This window comes from Streptomyces sp. NPDC049040 (assembly GCF_043197715.1).
GTDB lineage: Bacteria > Actinomycetota > Actinomycetes > Streptomycetales > Streptomycetaceae > Actinacidiphila.
Window position 1 is genome coordinate 200820 of the sequence record NZ_JBICTO010000008.1, and the last position, 18375, is coordinate 219194.

The following is an 18375-nucleotide window of genomic DNA, read 5'->3' on the forward strand; positions in this document are numbered from 1 at the left end:
GACTCCTGGGCTTCGAGTGCAGGACTCCCGCAGGATACCGAGGCCTTCCCCGATACGCCCACGTACTGCTCCGCCGCCAGGATTCGAACCCGGACTTAAGGCACCAAAAGCCCCAGTGCTGCCATTACACCACGGCGGATCAACTCGGCCTTTCCCCACGTCGCGTCGGGAAGACCGGTCGGCCGCTCCCATCATGCCGTACCGGGCGGGGTGGACGCGACGGAGAACCGGGTAGGAGTCGATCGTCGGGCGCCGGACACGGTCCTGTCGTCCGCCATGCAGCGCTGCAATACTTACGGCGGCGTAGGTTACGGACGTAACCCCAGATAACAGCCCCCCACTTCCACATCCGCGAGGGACAGACATGACCACACAGACGGACGTGATCACCGAGTCCCGGGAACCGGATCCCGGGACTCCAGGACAGGACCCGCAGTCACTCGCCACCCGCGGCGGCGAGAGCAAGCGCTCGATCGAGCAGATCGCGCTGCTGCTCTTCATCTGCATCCCCTTCGTGGCGCTGGCCGCCGCGGTGCCGCTGGCCTGGGGGCGCGGCATGAGCTGGCTCGACGCCGGCCTGATGGTGGGCATGTACTACCTGGGGTGCCACGGCATCACCATCGGCTTCCACCGGCACTTCACCCACGGCTCGTTCAAGGCCAACAGGCCCCTGAAGATCGCGCTGGCCATCGCGGGCTCGATGGCGGTCGAGGGCCCGATCGTGCGCTGGGTGGCCGACCACCGCAGGCACCACAAGTTCAGCGACGCCGAGGGCGACCCGCACAGCCCGTGGCGCTACGGCGAGACGCTGCCCGCGCTGATGAAGGGCCTGTGGTGGGCGCACATGGGCTGGCTCTTCGACGAGGAGCAGACCCCGCAGCAGAAGTACGCGCCCGACCTGATCAGGGACCCGGCGATCCGCCGGATCTCCCGCGACTTCTGGCTGTGGACCGCGATCTCGCTGCTGCTGCCGCCGCTGGTCGGCGGCCTGGCCACCATGTCGTGGTACGGAGCGTTCACCGCCTTCTTCTGGGGGTCGCTCGTTCGGGTGGCTCTGCTGCACCACGTGACCTGGTCGATCAACTCCATCTGCCACGCGGTCGGCAAGCGCCCCTTCAAATCGCGGGACCGCTCGGGCAACGTGTGGTGGCTGGCGGTGCTGTCCTGCGGCGAGTCGTGGCACAACCTCCACCACGCCGACCCCACCTGCGCGCGGCACGGCGTGCTGCGCGGCCAGATCGACTCGAGCGCCCGCATCATCCGCTGGTTCGAGCTCGCGGGCTGGGCCACCGACGTCCGCTGGCCGACCGCCGAGCGGATCGCCTCCCGCCGTCAGGAAGACGTCAGCGAAGCGGCATGATGGGGCAGTGAGCGACGGCAGAGACGACAGGGCGACGACGACCCCCACCCCCGACACCGACCCCCCCTCCCGGGCTTCCTCGGGACCCACCGCGCGCCGGACGCGGCGGGTCCGGATGACCGGCAAGGAACGACGCGAGCAGCTCCTCGACATCGGGCGGACCCTGTTCGCCGAACGAGGCTTCGAAGGCACCTCGGTCGAGGAGATCGCCCACAAGGCGGGCGTCTCCAAACCGGTGGTCTACGAGCACTTCGGCGGCAAGGAAGGGCTCTACGCCGTCGTCGTCGACCGGGAGATGCGCCGGCTGCTGGACATGGTGACCGGTGCGCTCACCGGCGGCCACCCCCGCGAACTCCTCGAGCAGGCCGCCTTCGCCCTGCTCGACTACATCGAGCAGTACACCGACGGCTTCCGCATCCTGGTCCGCGACTCCCCGGTCACCCAGTCCACCGGCACCTTCGCCTCGCTCATCGGCGACATCGCCACCCAGGTGGAGGACATCCTCGGCCACGAGTTCAAACAACGCGGCTTCGACCCCAAACTCGCGCCGCTCTACGCACAGGCCCTGGTCGGCATGGTCGCCCTCACCGGGCAGTGGTGGGTCGACGCCCAGCGCCCCAGGAAGTCCGAGGTCGCCGCGCACCTGGTCAACCTCTCCTGGAACGGCCTGTCCGGCCTGGAGCCCAGGCCCCGGCTGATCGGCCACCGCAAGAACTGACCCCGCTCACACCTCCGCCCCCGGGCCCTGGCGGGCCCGGGGGCGGAGGTGTCACTGCCGGTCACCCGGGTGAGCCGGTGTCGCGGGTCAGCCGGTGTCGCGGTCAGCCGGTGTTGCGCAGGCCCGCCGCGACGCCGTTGACGGTCAGCAGCAGCGCGCGTGCGAGCAGCGGGTCGGGCTCGTCGCCGCGGGCCGCGGCCTCCCGCTGCCGGGCCAGCAGGGTGACCTGGAGGTAGGAGATCGGGTCGAGGTACTGGTCGCGGATGTGGAAGGTCTGCGCGAGCACCGGGCTCGCGGCCAGCAGCTCCGACTCGCCGGTCAGGCGCAGCACCTCACGCACGGTCAGCTCGTGCTCGGCCTCGATCGTCTCGAAGACGTGCTGGAGCTCGTCGGGCACCAGGGTCTCGACGTAGTGCCGGGCGATCCGCAGGTCGGTCTTGGCCAGCGTCATCTCGACGTTGGACAGGAAGTTGCGGAAGAAGTGCCACTGGCCGTGCGCCTCCTCCAGGACCGTGTCGAGCCCGGCCTCGCGCGCGGCCTTCAGGCCCGAGCCGACACCGAACCAGCCGGGGACGATCTGCCGGGACTGCGTCCAGCCGAAGACCCACGGGATGGCCCGCAGCCCGTCGAGGCCCGCGCCGGAGTCCGGGCGGCGGGACGGGCGGGAGCCCAGGTGCAGCTCGCCGAGCTGGTCGACGGGGGTGGACGCGAAGAAGTACGGCGGCAGGTCGGGGTCCTCGACCAGCTTGCGGTAGGCGTCGTGGGCGGCCTCGGAGACGATGTCCATCGCCCCGTCCCAGCGCGCCAGCGCCTCGTCCGACTGGCGGGGTGCGGTGTGCAGGGCGGACGCCTGCAGCGTGGCGGCGACCGTCAGCTCCAGGTTCTCCCGGGCGAGCGAGGGGATCAGGTACTTGTCGGAGATGACCTCGCCCTGCTCGGTCACCTTGATCTCACCCTCCAGGGTGCCCCAGGGCTGGGCGAGGATCGCGGTGTGCGAGGGGCCGCCGCCGCGGCCGACGGTGCCGCCGCGGCCGTGGAAGAGCCGCAGCCGCACCCCGTGCCGGTGCGCCACGTCGCGCAGCCGGCGCTGGGCCCGGTGGATCTCCCACTGCGAGGTGGTGATGCCGCCGAACTTCGACGAGTCGGAGTAGCCGAGCATCACCTCCTGCACGTCCCCGCGCAGCGACACCAGCCGCCGGTAGGACGGGTCGGACAGCATCTCGTCCAGCAGCTTGTCGGCGATCTTGAGCTCGTCCGTGGTCTCAAGCAGCGGCACGATGCCGATCTTGGCCACGCCGGTGTGCAGGTCGATCAGGCCCGCCTCGCGGGCGAGCACGGCGGCGGCGAAGACGTCGTCGGAGCCCAGGCACATCGAGATGATGTACGACTCCACGACCTCGGGGCCGAACCGCTCGAAGGCCTCGCTGATGGTGTGGAAGACGCCCAGCGTCTTGGCGCCCGCCTCGTCCAGTGGCGCCGGGGTCGGTGCCAGCGGGCGCCGCGAGCGCAGCTCCTTGGCGAGCAGCTTGCGGCGGTAGTCGCGCGGCATGTCGGAGTACCGCCAGGACTCCTCGCCGAGCCGGTCGAAGAGCTGGCCGAGCGCGTGGTGGTGGGCCTCGGCGTGCTCGCGCACGTCCATCGTCGCCAGCTGGAGGCCGAAGGCCGACAGGGTGCGGATCGTCCGGTCCATCCGGCCGTCGGCGATCAGGCCGCCGCGGTGGGCGCGCAGCGAGTCCTGGATCTGCTGGAGGTCGTCGAGCAGCCCCGCGGTGCCCAGGTAGTCGCGGCCCGGGATGTGCGGGGTGCCGCCGGCCAGCCGCTCCCGGGTGTTGATCAGCTTCTGCCGGATGCAGGTGGCCTTGAGCCGGTAGGGCTCCTCGGCGTTGAGCCGCTTGTAGCGCGGGCTGATCTCGGGCAGCGCCACCAGGTCGGTGGCGAGCGAGTCGAGCAGTTCGCTGCTCGCGCCGGAGTTGCGGATCGAGTTGGACAGTGCGCCGCGCAGGAAGTCGACCAGCTCCAGCGCGTCGGTGATGCCGTGCTCGTGCTGGAGGATCAGCACGTCCCAGGTGACCTCGGGCGTCACGTTGGGATTGCCGTCCCGGTCGCCGCCGATCCAGGTGCCGAAGGTCAGCGGGCGGGTGGTGGCGGGCAGCGGCACGCCGACCCGCTCCAGCTCGGCGGCCAGGTCCTCCAGGACGTCGCCGACCGCGCCGGCGTGCAGCTCGTCCAGGTAGTAGATCGCGTTGCGTGCCTCGTCCGCCGGTTCCGGGCGCACCACCCGCAGCTCGTCGGTCTGCCACAGCAGGTCGATGTTCTCCGCCAGCCGCAGGTCGGCGCGCCGCCGGTCACCGGTGCTGCCCTCGCCGGTGTCGTGCCCGTCCTCCAGCAGCTCGGCGATCCGCCGCAGCTTGTTCAGCACGGAGCGGCGGGCCGCCTCCGTGGGGTGCGCGGTGAAGACCGGCCGCACGTTGAGGTTGCGGACCGACTCGCGTACGTGGTCGGGGTCGCCCTCCTTGAGCAGGTCGGCGGTCTGGGCGAGCAGCCCGCCCTCGACGGCGCGGCGGGAGCGCAGCTCGCGACCGCGGTGCACCTGCTCGGTGACGTTCGCCAGGTGGAAGTAGGTGGAGAAGGCGCGGACCAGCTTGGCTGCGGTCTCCAGGTCGGTGTCGCCGAGCAGGGCGGCGGCGGCCTCGCCGTCGCTGCGCGTCAGTGCGCGGACCTTCTCGACCAGGTCGAGCAGGTCCTGGCCCTCCTGCCGCACCAGGGTGCCGCCGAGCAGCTCTCCCAGGCGTCGGATGTCGGCACGCAGGGCGGTACTGCTGGCGGTACTGCTGTCCGGGGCGGTGTCGGCGCTGCTCACAGGTGCGGCTCCTTGTGCAGGGGAAGTGGACGGCGTACTCGCGGACCGCGCTGTCCGGCCGTCCCAGGATAAGTCGCGGCCCCTCCGGCGAGACGGCCAGCCCATCTGGCGGACATCGCACCCGCCTCGGCCGCCGCCCGGATGGACGCCCGGCGACCTGCCGGTGACGCTCGGGTGCCCGGCCGGTATGCGCCCGGTACACCGGCACGGGCACCGCCTACGCTGGACGCCATGAGTACGACGGGGGCGCACGTACCGGACGACGGCGCCGGAGGAGGTGCGGCGGCCGGCACGGAAGCGGTCGGGCCGCCCCGCTCCGGCTGGTGGTGGTGGCGCAGGCGGCGCAGTTTCGTCCTGGACGTGACGCTGGCCGCGGTCTCCGCGATCGAGTGCGCCTTCGAGGGCGCCACCTTCGCCGACCGCACCGGCATCGTCACCGGCGCGGGGGCGCTGCTCGGCGTGCTCGTCGGCTCCGTCCTGGTGCTGCGCCGGCGCTGGCCGGTCGCCGTGGTGCTGGTCAGCATCGCCATGACGCCGGCGCAGATGGGCTTCCTGCTGTCGCTCGTCGGCCTCTACACGCTGGCATCGTCGGAGGTGCCGCGCCGGATCACCGCCGCGCTCGCTGGGATGAACGGCTTCGGCACCATGCTGGTCGCCTTCCTCCAGTTCCAGGACAACCTGCGCGGCTCCGACGGCGACGGCTCCATGCGGATGCCGCTGACCTTGATCATCGCGGCCCTGATGGCGCTCGGCCTGACCGGTCCACCGGTGCTGCTCGGCCTCTACGTACGCGCCAGGCGCCGCCTGGTGGAGAGCCTGCGGGAGCGGGCCGACGGCCTGGAGCGCGAGCTGGAACTCCTCGCGGAGAAGGCCGCGGAGCGCGCCGAGCGTGCCAGGGCCGAGGAGCGCACCAGGATCGCCCGCGACATGCACGACGTCGTCGCGCACCGGGTGAGCCTGATGGTGGTGCACGCAGCGGCGCTCAAGGCGGTCGCGCTGAAGGACCCGCAGAAGGCGTCGGCCAGCGCGGAGATGCTGGGCGACATGGGGCGGCAGGCGCTCACGGAGCTGCGCCAGATGCTCGGTGTGCTGCGGACGGCCGCGGCCCCGGCGCCGGTTGCCGCGGTACGGACCGACACCGTGCGGGGGGAGATACGGCAGGAGCCCGACGCGGAAGGCCCCAGCCTCGCCCGGCTCGCCGCCCTCGTCGAGGAGTCGCAGGCCGCGGGGATGGGCGTCGTGCTGACCGTCGAGGGCGCGCAGCGCCCGTGCGGGCCGCGGATCGAGGCCACCGTCTACCGCGTCGTGCAGGAGGCGCTCACCAATGTGCACAAGCACGCGGCGGGGGCCAAGGCGATCGTCCGGCTGGCCTACCGCGAGGCGGAGGTGGCGGTCCTGATCACCAACGGCCCTTCCGACGGCTCCGCGCAGGCCGTCCTGCCCAGCGGCGGCCACGGGCTGCTCGGCATGAGGGAGCGGGTCACCGCGCACGGCGGCGGCTTCGCGGCGGGACCGACCGCGGACGGCGGCTTCCGCGTCTCGGCCATGGTCCCGCTGCGCGGCAACTGACGGCGGCCGGGCCGCGCGCAGGCGCAACCCGCCGGTGGGCACGCACCGGGCGGTCGCAGCACGGGGATCACGGGCGCCCGGTGGGGCCGGAGCCGGGGTCAGTCCTCGGCCGGCGGGGCGCCGCGCCCGGTGAGGGTGGCGAGGGTCGCCCTGACGTGCGCGAGGTGCGCGCGGATCTCGTCGCGGTGCTCCTCGTGCGCGCGCAGCGCCCGCTCGCTCTCGCGCCTGACCCGCTCCTCGTGCAGCCGTGCCTCCCCGAGCATCGCGGAAGCCCGCCGCTCGGCCTCCTCCTGCTGGGTGCGCAGCGCCTCCTCGGCCGCGGCCCGCTCCTTCTGCGCCGCGTCCAGTCGGCGCTCCGCGTCGGCCAGCAGGTCGGCGATGCGGCTGTCGATGCCCGCGTCGCGCTCGGCGAGTTCGTGTCTGAGGGCGTCGAGGCGCTCCTGCCGCTCCCGGTCGGCCTCGGCGGCACCGCGGTCGGCGTCCTGCCGCATGGCGTCGAGGGCCCTGTCCGCCTCGCCGCGTACGCCGTCTGCCTCGGCGCGGGCCTGCCCGAGGACCTCGGCGGCCCGGCCGCAGGCCTCGTCGAGCATCCGCTCCGCCTGGTCCTCCGCGGCGGCCAGCCGTTCCGAGGCGGCGGCCCTGGCCTCGTCCTGGAGGGTGCGGCGGGCGGTCTCGGCGGCGTCCCTCGCGTACTGCGCCTCGACCTCGGCGCGCTCCCGCACCGCCGCGGCCTCCTCCTCGACCAGCTGCATCAGCTCCTGGGCGCCCGGCCCGAGCGTCTCGAAGGTCGCGGGGGCGAGCGTGGCGACCTGCTCGCGCAGGGCGGCGCACTCCGCCTCCATGTCGTTGGCGAGGACGGTCAGCCGGGCGGCGCGCTCCCAGGCGGCGTCGCGGTCCTCCGAGAGCTCTTCGAGGAAGCGGTCGACCTGTTCCGGGCGGTAGCCCTGGGCGCGCCCGCGCGTCTGGTCGAAGCCTGTTGACGATGCGGTCGTGTTGCTGCTCATCCGTCTGCCCCTTTTACCGCGCCGGCCTACCGCTGCTGCCTCTCGCCGTTCCTTCGTATCCATTTATGGCTTATGACCGAATTGTACGAGCTACGACACTCCGACTGCTCTCCTACCCGGAAAACGCCGGAGGGCCGGGCGGAAGGGTGCGCACCCTTCCGCCCGGCCCTCAGCCGGCGCCCTGCGGCCGCTACAGCAGCCCGTCCCACATCTGCTCGATCAGCACCGACCACCAGTTGTCGGGCGACGCGATCGCCGCCGGGTCCTGCGCGGCCAGCTGCGCCTGGAAGTCCACCGTCCAGTGACCCGCCTGCTCGGGCGTGAGCCCGATCCGCAGCCGCCACATCCGGCCGAGCAGCGCAAGGCTGCGGGCGAACTCGGGCAGGCTGGAGTTCACGAACTGCGGCGCCGCGGGCGGCGAACCCGCGGGTCCGCCCTCCAGCGGCAGCGCCACGATGTGCGCGGTGCCGTACTGCACGCACAGCTGGCGCCCGAAGTCGTTGCCCATCACCAGATACGAACCCGCGTCCGCGGCCGGCTGCACCCCGCGCGAGGCGGCCAGCTCCGCGAGCGTCGGCACCGGCTGGCCCGGCTGGGCCTGCGCCCAGAAGAACGGCCCGAAGTCCACCGGCAGGCCCGCCCACATCAGGGTCTGCGCCACGATGTCGGGCACCCCCTGCCGCGAGACGGCCCGCTGGTCGAAGCGGAAGACCCCGGGCGGCCCGAAGGCGCCCGCCAGCTCCTGCCCGATCACGTCGAGCCCGACCGGGGGCACCCGGAGCACCGTGTGCGGGTCGGGCATCGGCACCCGCTGCGGCTGCGGGCGGGCGGGGGCGCCCGCCACCTGGTGCAGTTCGCCCTGGTGCGTCAGCAGGTGCTGCACGCCCTGCCGGCGGCCGGCGTGGTCCCTGCCGTAGGGGGCGGTGTGGCTGATCCGCACCTGCGGCCAGGTCTCCTTGATCATCCGGGTGCAGTAACCGCCCGGCAGGTCGCAGGACTCCAGCTCCGTGTGCAGTTCGAGCACCTGCTCCGGGCGCACTCCCGCCGACCGCAACTCGTGCAGGATCTGCCACTCGGGGTGCGGGGTGCCGGGCGCCGAGCGGCGGATGATCTGCTGCTCGCTGCCGTCCTGGCCGCGGTAGCGCAGGACCGCCATGTAGCCGGGCCCCACGGTCGGCACACCGGCCGGCGGCTGCGGATAGCCGTAAGCGGGCGCGGGCGGCGGCGCGGCGGGCCCGCCCGCGTACGGCGGCGGCGGGGGCATGGCGCCCTGGGCCCCTGCGAAGGGCCCTGGCGGCGGCGGGCCGCCGGCCGCGGGCGGCGGGGTGCCGGGTCCGGCGAGCATGGTGGCCGCGTAGTGCGGGTCGTTCCCGGCGGGCGGCTGGGGCGCCCCGGGGCCGCCCGGGTACGGCGGGGGCGGCGGTCCGCCGGCGCCGGGTGCCCCGGGCCCTCCCGGATACGGGGCGGGCGGCGGGGTGCCGGGTCCCGCGAGCATGGTGGCGGCGTAGTGCGGGTCGTTGCCCGTGGGGGGCTGGGGGGTGCCGGGGCCTCCGGCGTAGGGCGGCGGCGGGGGCGTGCCCGTACCCGCGTACGGCGGAGGCGGCGGGGGCGTACCGCCCGCGTGCGGCGGCGGAGGCGTGCCGATGCCGGGTCCCGCGAGCATGGTGGCGGCGTAGTGCGGGTCGTTGCCTGCCGGGGGCTGGGGGGTGCCGGGGCCTCCGGCGTAGGGCGGCGGGGGAGGCGTGGCCGTACCCGCGTACGGCGGAGGCGGCGGGGGCGTACCGCCCGCGTGCGGCGGCGGAGGCGGCGGCACGCTGCCACGGACGGCCTTCGCCGTCTCCAGGCCCGCGATGTCCGCGGCGCTGCTCGGGGCACGGCCCGCGCCACCCGCGGCGGCCGGCGGGGGCAGGGGCACGCCGGGTCCGCTCGGCGGGGGATATTCGGAGCCGCCCACGGTGTGCGGCACCCCGCCGCGCGCCGGCGGTGGCGGGGCCGGCGTGACCGAAGGCTCGGGCAGCCCGCTGCCGCCGGGCAGCAGCTTGGTGCGCGCCTCGGAGGACTCGGGCCGCGGCGGCTCGTCCGCCAGGTCCGCGCCGCTGATCGGCGGCGCGAAGACGGTCGCGGGGACCGGCACCGACTGGGCCTCGCCCGAGTCGCTGACCGTCTTGCCCGCCCAACTCCCGCCGTCCTGCGGGCCGTCCTGCGCGGGCACGGCGGCGGGGCGCCGCGTGTAGTCCACGCCGCCCGACCCCTCGGACGCGGCTGCGGGCCGCTGCCGCTCCGGCTCCCGGGGCGTGCTCTGGTCGGCGGCGGGCCTGCGGTAGTCGATCCGGCCGGAGGAGTCGCCGGACGGCGTCCCCGTGCCGGCGCCGCCCGCTGCCTGCCGGTGGTCGGGGATGCCCATGCGGTCGGCCGCGTCCTGGAGCCACTGCGGCGGGCTCAGCAGGAAGGACGTCGCCTCCAGGTCGATGCGCTGCGGCGGCTCCGGCGCCGCGTCGTTCGGCACGGCGCCGTACTCCTCCTCGTAGCGGCGGATCAACTCGCCGATGGGCAGGGCGGGCCACAAGGTCGCGTCCCCGCTGTCGCGGGCGATGACCACCCGCACGTCGCCGCCGTCGTCCGCGGAGGGGCCGCCGTCACGCGGCTCCGACCAGAGCACGAAGCCGAGGTCGAACTCGCGGACCCGGACCTCCCGGTGCTCGTAGGGCGGCACGTCGCCGTTGATCCAGTGCTCCGCGCGCTCCTGCGCCTGAGCGAAAGTCACCATGTCCGGCTCACTCCTCCACCGCGGTGGCGGTGGCGAAACCGCCGTCGACCATCAGGTTCGCGACCGTCTCCAGCTCCGGCGGGTTGCCCGCGAGGCGCAGCAGGAAGGCGTCGATCGAGTCGCCGCACGGCAGCAGCAGTTCCGCGACCCGGTCGGCCGGGGTGTCCCAGCGGTCGCCGTCGCGGGCGTCGTCGTAGGAGCAGAACCACACGGAACCCGCGTCGCCGCCCTTCGCCTTCACCGCGAGCAGGCCGCCCTGGATGTAGCCGATCGCCAGGTAGTCCTTGGTGAGGTGGTCGCGCAGGCACTTGTTGACGTAGACCAGGTCGTTGGCGGCCGCGGCGTCGCGGACGGTGAAGAACGGCTGGTCGAGCAGCAGCCCCAGCTCCGGGTCGAGCGCGACCCCGCGCGGCGCGCAGCCGCCCGCAGCCTTGAGGAAGGCCCGGTAGGAACCCGGCAGCCGGTAGCCCAACTCCTCCTCGACGTCCCGCACCTGCGCCTCGCTGACCGCCACCGCGTCCTTCGGCAGCGCGAAGTGCACCGGCCGGGTCTCCTGGAGCGGGCGGGTGCCGCGCTTGCCGTGGTCGGCGACCGACTCCGCGAGCCCGCCGTGGTGCCGCAGCAGCGCCTTGACCTCGGCCGGGATCAATTCGAGCCGGCGGCTGCCGGCCACGTGGTGCCAGGTCCAGCCGTGCGGGGTGGCGACCGGGGGCAGGCTGCCCCACAGCTCGTGGCCCGCGGTGTGCAGCGCGGCGTTGGCCGAGACGTAGTCGGTCAGCCGCAGTTCGTCGATGCCGAAGCCCTCGGGGGGCTCGGCTATCTCGGCCGCGGCGCGGGCGTAGGGCGAGAAGTCGGGGTGCCCCTCGTCGTCGATCCACACCCCCTGCGGATACCGGCCGGCCCGTAGCGGGTCGGGGAAGTGCACGACCTGCCCGGCGTAGGCCGCGTTCGGCGGCGCGGTCCGACCCCCCGCTCCGGGGTCGGGAGGCGCTGCTCCCAGCCCTTGCCGACCTGTCGTCATGACTGCTGCCCCCTGGTGCGTACGGGTGATGACGACAGCCTAGGGCCTGTCGTCCTGGCCTGTCGCAGGTGCGCTGACCGGCAGTTTGCGCCGCCGGTGGCCGGGTGGTCCCCCGCGGTGCCGGCGGGGGCCGGACGGGCGTCAGTCGCCCTTGGCGGCGGTGCGGAGTTTCGCGACCTGCTTGACCGGGATCGTGCGGCGCAGGGAGGCCGGCTTGTGGTCGGCGCGCACGGTCTCGTAGGCCGCCGTCGCGTCGCCCGCCCTGACCACCGTGACGAGCACCTGGCCCGCCGCACCCTTGGCGGTGTCGCCGATCGTGTAGGTGACCTGCTGGTCGCCGAGCCCGGCCGCGGTGGTCGCGGGCCGCACCTCGAAGTGGGTGGTGACACCGCCGCGCACCACGCCGAAACTGCGGCAGGCGGCCACCGACGTGGCGAGCTCGTCCAGCACCGCGGTCGCGTCGCCCGTCTTGTAGGACGCGATGACGGACAGTGAGATGGCCTTGGCGTTCTTGTCCTTGTCCGTGGTGTCGGTGACCATCGCGCCGGTGTAGACCTGCCGCGGGTGCCTGGGCTGGCTGCTCCACTGGTCGAGCACCGGCTGGCACGCCGCCACGTCGGCCTTCTGCGCGGCACCGAGCAGCTGCTCCTTGCTGCCGGCCGGCAGCACCTGGACGTGCGGCAGGTCGGTCGAGGTCAGCAGCGCCGACGTCAGCTTGGCGATGGACACCGCACCGGACGCCTTGACCGGCCCCGGCTTGTCCTTGCCGCCACCGCAACCGGTCGCGAGCGCGAGGGCGGGCAGCAGCGCGGCGGCGGCCACGGCCCGCCTACCGGTCAGTAGGCGATGGTCTGCGCGTATCGGCATCGATGCGATTCCCCTGTGTCGTGTCCGTCCCCGGCGTCCCACGGGCGACGGCGTCCGCACGGGCGGCGGCCCGTTGCCGCGCGACTTTACGGCAACAGGGCCGCCCTTTCCGCTGTGGGGCTGCTCACAGGACGGTCACGGTGCGGACCGCGGCCGGGGCTACTTCCGTGCCGCGAGCGCCGCCTTGAGCTTGTCGCTCTGCTTGCGCGCCACATCGATGGGCAGCGGCCCCGCGCCGCCGGCGGACTTCACCGACAGGTACGCGGTCACCGTGTCGCCGGTCTGCACGACGGCCACCAGCGCGGCACCGGTCTTCTTGTCCGCGGCGTCGTTCATGACGTACGCCACCGAGTCGTCCCCCGTCGGCACCGCGGGGCCCTTGGAGATGGTGAACGGCGTCTTCTCGCCCGTGTTGTCGGTGGCCGTGAAGCCCGTGCAGCCGGCGAGCGCGGTCTTCACCGACTCGATGACCTTCTTGGCGTCGCCCGGCGCGTGGCTGGCCACCAGCATCTGGTTGATCACGTCAGGGGTGGTGCCCCCGGTCGCCGTGGTCTTGGCGAAGGCCGCGCCGATGAACGCCATCCGGTGGATCGTCGGATTGCTGCTGGTGATGTCGGCGAGCGGCTGGCAGACGGGTTTGTCGGCGGTCAGCCGCGAGGTGTCGGAGGAGTCGGCGGTCTGCGACGGCTGGACCGTCCAGCCGGGCACGTCGGAGTCGGTGACCAGGGCCTTGCTGAGCTGCTCTGTGGTGAGCGGTGCCTTGCCGCTCAGTACGGTCGCGGAGCCGTCCGGGTCCTTCGTGGAGTCGGAGGAGGACGAGCAGGCGGCGGCGAGCAGCAGCGCGGGCAGCGCGGCCGCGGCCAGACGGAGCCGGGTCTTGTGCATCGAGGTCACATTCCCTGGTTCGGCGGTGTGGGGGGACCCGCGGGCGCGGGCCGACTGCCGATCCTCCCTGTCCGCGGTGCTCCGCGTCCATGCCGGGCCGGACGCTGTGCCCCGGCTGTGCGGCTCCCCGCGCTCCGGGGCATGCTCCCGGCGCGCCGACGGCCCCCGGGATGTGGCGTTCATGTGTTCGCCGTGTACGCGCTGTGTCTGCTGTGTCGGCGTTCGGTCACCCGACGGTGACATGGCCCACACACAATGGGCGCGGAGAGGTGTTCCGCTTCCCCATCTCGTGGCGTGTTTGGCACTCTGATCGGCAGACGGGGGATCGCTCGCTCCTGCGGGCGGACGGAGGGATGCACGTAAAACATGACAACTCACATTCCGCCGGTGGCGGCCGCCGACCCCAGGCTGAACTGGAGCGCCCCCCGGCACCGGGAGGGACCGCCGCCGCTCCTGCACCGCAGGGACGGCATCCTGCCCGCGGTCGCCGCCGCGCTGTCCATCCGTGACGAGGTCCTGACCTGCACCGGCGCCAAGGGCGACCAGCCGCCCGTCCTGCACCCGATCGTGCAGGAATTCCTCGACGCGCTGCCCGCCGCCCAGCGCGAGCGCTTCACCGGCCGGTGCGCGGAGCCGGTGCTCATTTCACGCCATCTCGCCGCGGTCGAGACGCAGCGCGGCAAGCGGGCCTCGCGCCGCCCGCTGACCCAGAGCGAGGCGCGCAAGGCGCTGCGCGGGGCGAAGCTGACGGCCCGCCGGATACGCGAGGACGGCGACCCGGCGCACGGCTCGTACGCCCCGCCGTGCCGCTCCTGCACTCCGCTGCTCGCGCACTTCGGGGTGCGGGCGGTCGACCCGGCCGCCGAATCAGAAGGGGAATGAACGCCCCGATGCCAGCCAGTGTGCGTTTCCCCGTCGGCGTCGACGCCGCGCTGCGGGCGGGCGGCTGGGAGCCCGGCCGCTGGGACATCAAGCAGGCCGAGGAGTGGGCCGACCTGCTGCGCGGCCATGTGACACCCGGCGGCCACCGGCACGCCGTCTTCCCCGCCGCCATCGAGGCGTGGGCCGAGTTCGGCGGCCTCGCCTACCCGGCGGCCTCCGGCCCCGGCCGGCTGGTCGTGCCCAGCGCGGTCACCGTGGACCCGCTGCTCGGCCTGCACATGGCACGGATCTTCGCCGACCTCGGCAGGGCGCTGGAGACCGAGGTCAGCCCGCTCGGCGAGGAGCCCGGCTCCGGCGCCCTGCTGGCCATCGACGCCGAGGGCCGGGTCTACGCCGTCGACCACGCGGGGGACTGGTACGTCGGCCCCGACATCGATCTGGCACTGGCCGCGCTGATCGGCGGCGGCCGCACCGTACGGCTCACACTCGCGGCCGACTGACCAGGCAGGACGGCCCGACCCTTACCCCGGTATGACCCGCGCCCGCCGTTCCCCTAGGGGGAGGCACCTACTTTGGGGCGCCCCAGGTTCGTACCGGCGGATGACGTTCCCGCCTTACGCGTTCCCTACGGTCATAGGGCGGGGTGGGGCTACCCCCACCAGCAAGACGGAGACCTTCCCCATCGTGCGGCACGGCGGACTCCAGCAGGCTGATGTACGTACCGCAGACCGATCAACGCTCCACCTGAGACGCACACGACGACACAGGAGACACAGTGACAACGGCAGTGACGATTCCCAAGGCCGGGGGCAACGGAGGACGTTCGGCTGTTGCCGCTGCAGGCCGCTCGGTGACCAAGTCGTACGGAGCCGGCGAGACCCGCGTGGTCGCGCTGGACGCGGTCGACGTGGACATCGTCCGCGGGCGGTTCACCGCGATCATGGGCCCCTCCGGCTCGGGCAAGTCCACTCTCATGCACTGCCTCGCCGGACTCGACACGGTCACCGAGGGCCGTATCTGGGTCGGCGACAGCGAGATCACCGGCATGAAGGACAAGAAGCTCACCCAGCTGCGCCGGGACAAGATCGGCTTCATCTTCCAGTCCTTCAACCTGCTCCCGACCCTCAACGCGGCGGAGAACATCACGCTGCCGATGGACATCGCGGGCCGCAAGGTCGACCGCGACTGGTTCGACCGGGTGGTGGAGACCGTCGGCCTTGCCGGCCGGCTCAAGCACCGCCCGACCCAGCTGTCCGGCGGCCAGCAGCAGCGCGTGGCCGTCGCCCGCGCCCTGGCCGCCCGCCCCGAGATCATCTTCGGTGACGAGCCGACGGGAAACCTCGACTCGCGGGCCGGCGCCGAGGTCCTCGGCTTCCTGCGCCGCTCGGTCGACGAACTCGGCCAGACCATCGTGATGGTCACCCACGACCCGGTCGCCGCCTCGTACGCCGACCGCGTGCTCTACCTCGCCGACGGCCGGATCGTCGACGAGATGGCCAACCCGACGGCCGAGTCCGTCCTGGAGCGCATGAAGTCCTTCGACGGCCGCGGGAGGACCTCATGACCGTCCTGAAGACCTCGGTGCGCAACTTCTTCGCGCACAAGGGCAGAATGGCCCTCTCGGCGATCGCCGTGCTGCTCTCGGTGGCGTTCGTCTGCGGCACCCTGGTGTTCACCGACACCATGACCGCCACCTTCGACAAGCTCTTCGGCTCCACCGCCTCCGACGTCACCATCAGCGCCAAGAAGGTCGACGACCGGCAGGCCACCGGGATGCCCGACGCGGTCCCCGCCTCGCTCCAGCAGAAGCTGGTGCACGTGGCCGGCGTCGCCAAGTCCGACCCCGACGTCACCAGCCAGGACGTCACGGTCGCCGACGCGGACAACGACAAGATCAGCCCCTCGTCCGGCGCCCCGACCATCGTCAGCAACTGGGACCCGACCGAGACCAAGGCCGTGGAGATCTCCTCCGGCCACATCCCGCAGGGCGCGGACCAGGCCGTACTCGACGCCGACACCGCCAAGAAGCACGACCTGAAGATCGGTGACACCCTGCGGGTCATCGCGGCGCCCGGCGACTTCAAGGTCACCATCTCCGGCATCGCGACCTTCAAGACCACCAACCCGGGTGCGGCCGTCGTCTACATCGACACCGCCACCGCCCAGGCCAAACTGCTCGGCAATGCTGCCGAATACACCGGCTTCGGCCTCACCGCCGCCGCCGGCACCACCGACGACCAGCTCAAGCAGAACGTCAAGGCGGCCATCGGCAGCGGCTACACCATCGACACCGCGGCCGAGACCAAGAAGAAGGACCAGGACGACCTCGGCGGCTTCCTGAACTTCATGAAGTACGCGATGCTCGGCTTCGCCGGGATCGCCGTCCTGGTCGGCATCTTCCTGATCGTCAACACCTTCTCCATGCTGGTCGCCCAGCGCACCCGGGAGATCGGGCTGATGCGGGCACTCGGCTCCAGCCGCCGGCAGGTCAACAGATCGGTGCTCATCGAGGCGGTGCTGCTCGGCGTCACCGGCTCGGTGCTCGGCATCGGCGGCGGCATCGGCCTGGCCATCGGGCTGATGAACCTGATGGGCAAGGTCGGGATGAAGCTCGACACCTCCGAGCTCACCATCAAGGCCACCACCCCGATCATCGGCCTGGCCATCGGTGTCATCGTCACCGTGGTCTCCGCCTACATCCCGGCCCGCAGGGCGGGCAAGATCTCCCCGATGGCCGCGCTGCGCGACGCCGGCACCCCGGCCGACGGCAGGGCGGGACGGATCAGGGCCGCGATCGGCATCCTGGTCTGCGCGGCCGGCGCGCTCGCCCTGGTCGGCGCGGGACAGGCCGACAAGGCCTCCTCGGGCGGCGGCCTGCTGGGCCTGGGCGTGCTGCTCACCCTGGTCGGCTTCGTCATCGTCGGCCCGCTGCTTGCCGGTGTGATCGTTCGGGCGGTGAGCGCGGTGGTGCTGCGCTTCTTCGGCCCCATGGGACGCCTCGCCGAGCGCAACGCGCTGCGGAACCCGCGGCGCACCGGCGCCACCGCCTCCGCGCTGATGATCGGCCTGGCCCTGGTGGCCGGCATGTCGGTGGTCGGCTCTTCGATGGTGGCCTCCGCCAACGACCAGCTCGACAAGTCGGTCGGCGCGGACTTCATCGTCCAGGTCGGCAACAACGGCGACCAGACCCTCACCCCGGCCGCCGAGAAGGCGCTCACCGCGACGAAGGACATCGACCACTTCACCCACTACACGATCGTCAACGCCAAGCTCACGCTGCCCTCGGGCAGCACGGTCAAGACCGATCTGACCGCGGCGGACCCGACCTACCCGCAGGACCTGCGGCTCAAGACCCTCCAGGGCAAGCTCACCGACGCCTACGGCAAGGACGCGATGTCGCTGCCCGAGGGCTTCGCCAAGGACCACAAGGTCAAGCTCGGCGACGAGCTCACCGTCCTCATGACCGGCGGCCGGCCCGCCCACCTCAAGGTCGCCGCGATCACCAGCGACGACACCAGCATCGAGCACGGGTCGATGTTCACCAACATCGCCACCGCCCGCAGCTACCTGCCCGCGGACAAGATGCCCGGCGACTTCATGATGTTCGCCAAGGCGGCGGACGGCAAGGAGAAGGAGGCCTACGCCTCGCTCAAGGCCTCCGTCAAGGCCTACCCGCAGATCGACGTCCGCGACCAGGCCGACTACAAGGACCTCATCCAGAGCCAGGTCAACCAGCTGCTCTACATGATCTACGCGCTGCTCGGCCTCGCGATCATCGTCGCGATCCTGGGTGTGGTGAACACCCTGGCGCTGTCGGTGGTCGAGCGCACCCGGGAGATCGGCCTCATGCGGGCCATCGGCACCTCGCGGCGCCAGCTGCGCCGCATGATCCGGCTGGAGTCGGTGGTCATCGCCCTCTTCGGCGCCCTGGTGGGCCTGGGCCTCGGCCTCGGCTGGGGCGCCACCGGGCAGAAGGTGCTCGCCTCCCAGGGCCTGGGCATCCTCCAGGTCCCGTGGGTGACGATCGGGACCGTCTTCGTCGGCTCGGCGGTGGTCGGCCTGCTCGCCGCCCTGCTGCCGGCCTTCAGGGCGGGGCGCATGAACGTCCTCAACGCCATCGCCACGGACTGACGCCCCCGAGCGTCATCCGGCCCCGGCCCCGGCACGCCTCCCCCCGGCGTACCGGGGCCGACGGCTGTCCCCCGCACCGCCGGTTGCACGGACGGGCTGCCCCCGGGGGCTGGGCGGCACCGGCGGCCGCCCCCGGGCGCTCGGGCGGCTGCCCCCGTCCCGGCGGCGCCCGCGGGGGACGGCGGGACAGGGCCGTCCGGGGGCGTACCCCGGGGGGAAGGCCGTACGCTGAAGGGAACCCCCGGCACGTGACACGTGTCGGGCGGTTGGCGTTGCCCCCGCGGCCGCGCCCCCGCACGCGAACCCCGGGA

Annotated in this window: 13 protein-coding genes and 1 tRNA gene; 7 read left to right on the forward strand and 7 right to left on the reverse strand. The window is 73.0% G+C overall.

Features of this window, described 5'->3' with window-relative positions; translation table 11 throughout:
• Positions 1-68 precede the first annotated feature (68 nt).
• A tRNA-Gln gene (locus ACGFMP_RS22100) sits at positions 69-139 on the reverse strand.
• 225 nt (positions 140-364) lie between these two features.
• On the opposite strand from ACGFMP_RS22100, the gene ACGFMP_RS22105 reads away from it, so the two are divergent.
• On the forward strand, positions 365-1360 hold the full coding sequence (locus ACGFMP_RS22105) for an acyl-CoA desaturase (RefSeq protein ID WP_393674501.1): 996 nt from the start codon (positions 365-367) through the stop codon (positions 1358-1360).
• Positions 1361-1475: 115 nt separating this feature from the next.
• Entirely contained in the window at positions 1476-2078 is a 603-nt protein-coding gene (locus ACGFMP_RS22110) for a TetR family transcriptional regulator (protein ID WP_393674649.1), read from the forward strand.
• 103 nt (positions 2079-2181) lie between these two features.
• On the opposite strand, the gene ppc is transcribed toward ACGFMP_RS22110, so the two are convergent.
• Complete coding sequence (gene ppc, locus ACGFMP_RS22115) at positions 2182-4938, reverse strand: phosphoenolpyruvate carboxylase (protein ID WP_393674502.1); 2757 nt, start codon at positions 4936-4938, stop codon at positions 2182-2184.
• Positions 4939-5169: 231 nt separating this feature from the next.
• Here ppc and ACGFMP_RS22120 point away from each other — a divergent pair, with 231 nt between their 5' ends.
• Positions 5170-6507: a sensor histidine kinase gene (locus tag ACGFMP_RS22120; protein ID WP_393674503.1), complete on the forward strand. Its 1338-nt coding sequence runs from the start codon at positions 5170-5172 to the stop codon at positions 6505-6507.
• 98 nt (positions 6508-6605) lie between these two features.
• On the opposite strand, the gene ACGFMP_RS22125 is transcribed toward ACGFMP_RS22120, so the two are convergent.
• From ACGFMP_RS22125 to ACGFMP_RS22145, 5 genes are all read right to left on the reverse strand, one after another.
• Positions 6606-7511, reverse strand: coding sequence for a cellulose-binding protein (locus ACGFMP_RS22125; RefSeq protein WP_393674504.1), 906 nt, complete (start codon positions 7509-7511; stop codon positions 6606-6608).
• A 190-nt stretch (positions 7512-7701) separates the two neighbouring features.
• Positions 7702-10278 (reverse strand): SUKH-4 family immunity protein, encoded by a 2577-nt coding sequence (locus ACGFMP_RS22130; RefSeq protein WP_393674505.1) that lies wholly within the window; start codon positions 10276-10278, stop codon positions 7702-7704.
• A 7-nt stretch (positions 10279-10285) separates the two neighbouring features.
• A complete protein-coding gene (locus ACGFMP_RS22135) occupies positions 10286-11299 on the reverse strand; it encodes an SMI1/KNR4 family protein (protein ID WP_393674506.1) in 1014 nt (337 codons plus the stop codon).
• Positions 11300-11440: 141 nt separating this feature from the next.
• Positions 11441-12166 carry a hypothetical protein gene (locus ACGFMP_RS22140; protein ID WP_393674508.1) on the reverse strand — a complete coding sequence of 242 codons (726 nt, stop codon included), beginning with the start codon at positions 12164-12166 and terminating at the stop codon, positions 11441-11443.
• Positions 12167-12325: 159 nt separating this feature from the next.
• On the reverse strand, positions 12326-13051 hold the full coding sequence (locus ACGFMP_RS22145) for a sensor domain-containing protein (protein WP_393674509.1): 726 nt from the start codon (positions 13049-13051) through the stop codon (positions 12326-12328).
• Positions 13052-13417: 366 nt separating this feature from the next.
• Here ACGFMP_RS22145 and ACGFMP_RS22150 point away from each other — a divergent pair, with 366 nt between their 5' ends.
• The 4 genes from ACGFMP_RS22150 to ACGFMP_RS22165 all read left to right on the forward strand — a co-directional run bounded on the left by ACGFMP_RS22150 (position 13418) and on the right by ACGFMP_RS22165 (position 18064).
• Positions 13418-13933: a YwqJ-related putative deaminase gene (locus ACGFMP_RS22150; RefSeq protein ID WP_393674510.1), complete on the forward strand. Its 516-nt coding sequence runs from the start codon at positions 13418-13420 to the stop codon at positions 13931-13933.
• A complete protein-coding gene (locus ACGFMP_RS22155; protein WP_393674512.1) occupies positions 13930-14433 on the forward strand; it encodes an SUKH-3 domain-containing protein in 504 nt (167 codons plus the stop codon). Before ACGFMP_RS22150 ends, ACGFMP_RS22155 begins: the two co-directional genes overlap by 4 nt.
• A gap of 275 nt (positions 14434-14708) precedes the next feature.
• Entirely contained in the window at positions 14709-15497 is a 789-nt protein-coding gene (locus ACGFMP_RS22160; RefSeq protein ID WP_205046643.1) for an ABC transporter ATP-binding protein, read from the forward strand.
• Complete coding sequence (locus ACGFMP_RS22165) at positions 15494-18064, forward strand: ABC transporter permease (RefSeq protein ID WP_393674513.1); 2571 nt, start codon at positions 15494-15496, stop codon at positions 18062-18064. Before ACGFMP_RS22160 ends, ACGFMP_RS22165 begins: the two co-directional genes overlap by 4 nt.
• Positions 18065-18375 lie beyond the last annotated feature (311 nt).

Bases quoted from the DNA above. Each gene is read 5' to 3' on its own strand.
- ACGFMP_RS22150 (WP_393674510.1), top strand. From the start codon at position 13,418: ATGACAACTCACATTCCGCCGGTGGCGGCCGCCGACCCCAGGCTGAAC.
- ACGFMP_RS22105 (WP_393674501.1), top strand. From the start codon at position 365: ATGACCACACAGACGGACGTGATCACCGAGTCCCGGGAACCGGATCCC.
- ACGFMP_RS22165 (WP_393674513.1), top strand. From the start codon at position 15,494: ATGACCGTCCTGAAGACCTCGGTGCGCAACTTCTTCGCGCACAAGGGC.
- ACGFMP_RS22155 (WP_393674512.1), top strand. From the start codon at position 13,930: ATGAACGCCCCGATGCCAGCCAGTGTGCGTTTCCCCGTCGGCGTCGAC.
- ACGFMP_RS22130 (WP_393674505.1), bottom strand. From the start codon at position 10,278: ATGGTGACTTTCGCTCAGGCGCAGGAGCGCGCGGAGCACTGGATCAAC.
- ACGFMP_RS22145 (WP_393674509.1), bottom strand. From the start codon at position 13,051: ATGCACAAGACCCGGCTCCGTCTGGCCGCGGCCGCGCTGCCCGCGCTG.
- ACGFMP_RS22110 (WP_393674649.1), top strand. From the start codon at position 1,476: ATGACCGGCAAGGAACGACGCGAGCAGCTCCTCGACATCGGGCGGACC.
- ACGFMP_RS22125 (WP_393674504.1), bottom strand. From the start codon at position 7,511: ATGAGCAGCAACACGACCGCATCGTCAACAGGCTTCGACCAGACGCGC.
- ACGFMP_RS22140 (WP_393674508.1), bottom strand. From the start codon at position 12,166: ATGCCGATACGCGCAGACCATCGCCTACTGACCGGTAGGCGGGCCGTG.
- ACGFMP_RS22135 (WP_393674506.1), bottom strand. From the start codon at position 11,299: ATGACGACAGGTCGGCAAGGGCTGGGAGCAGCGCCTCCCGACCCCGGA.
- ACGFMP_RS22120 (WP_393674503.1), top strand. From the start codon at position 5,170: ATGAGTACGACGGGGGCGCACGTACCGGACGACGGCGCCGGAGGAGGT.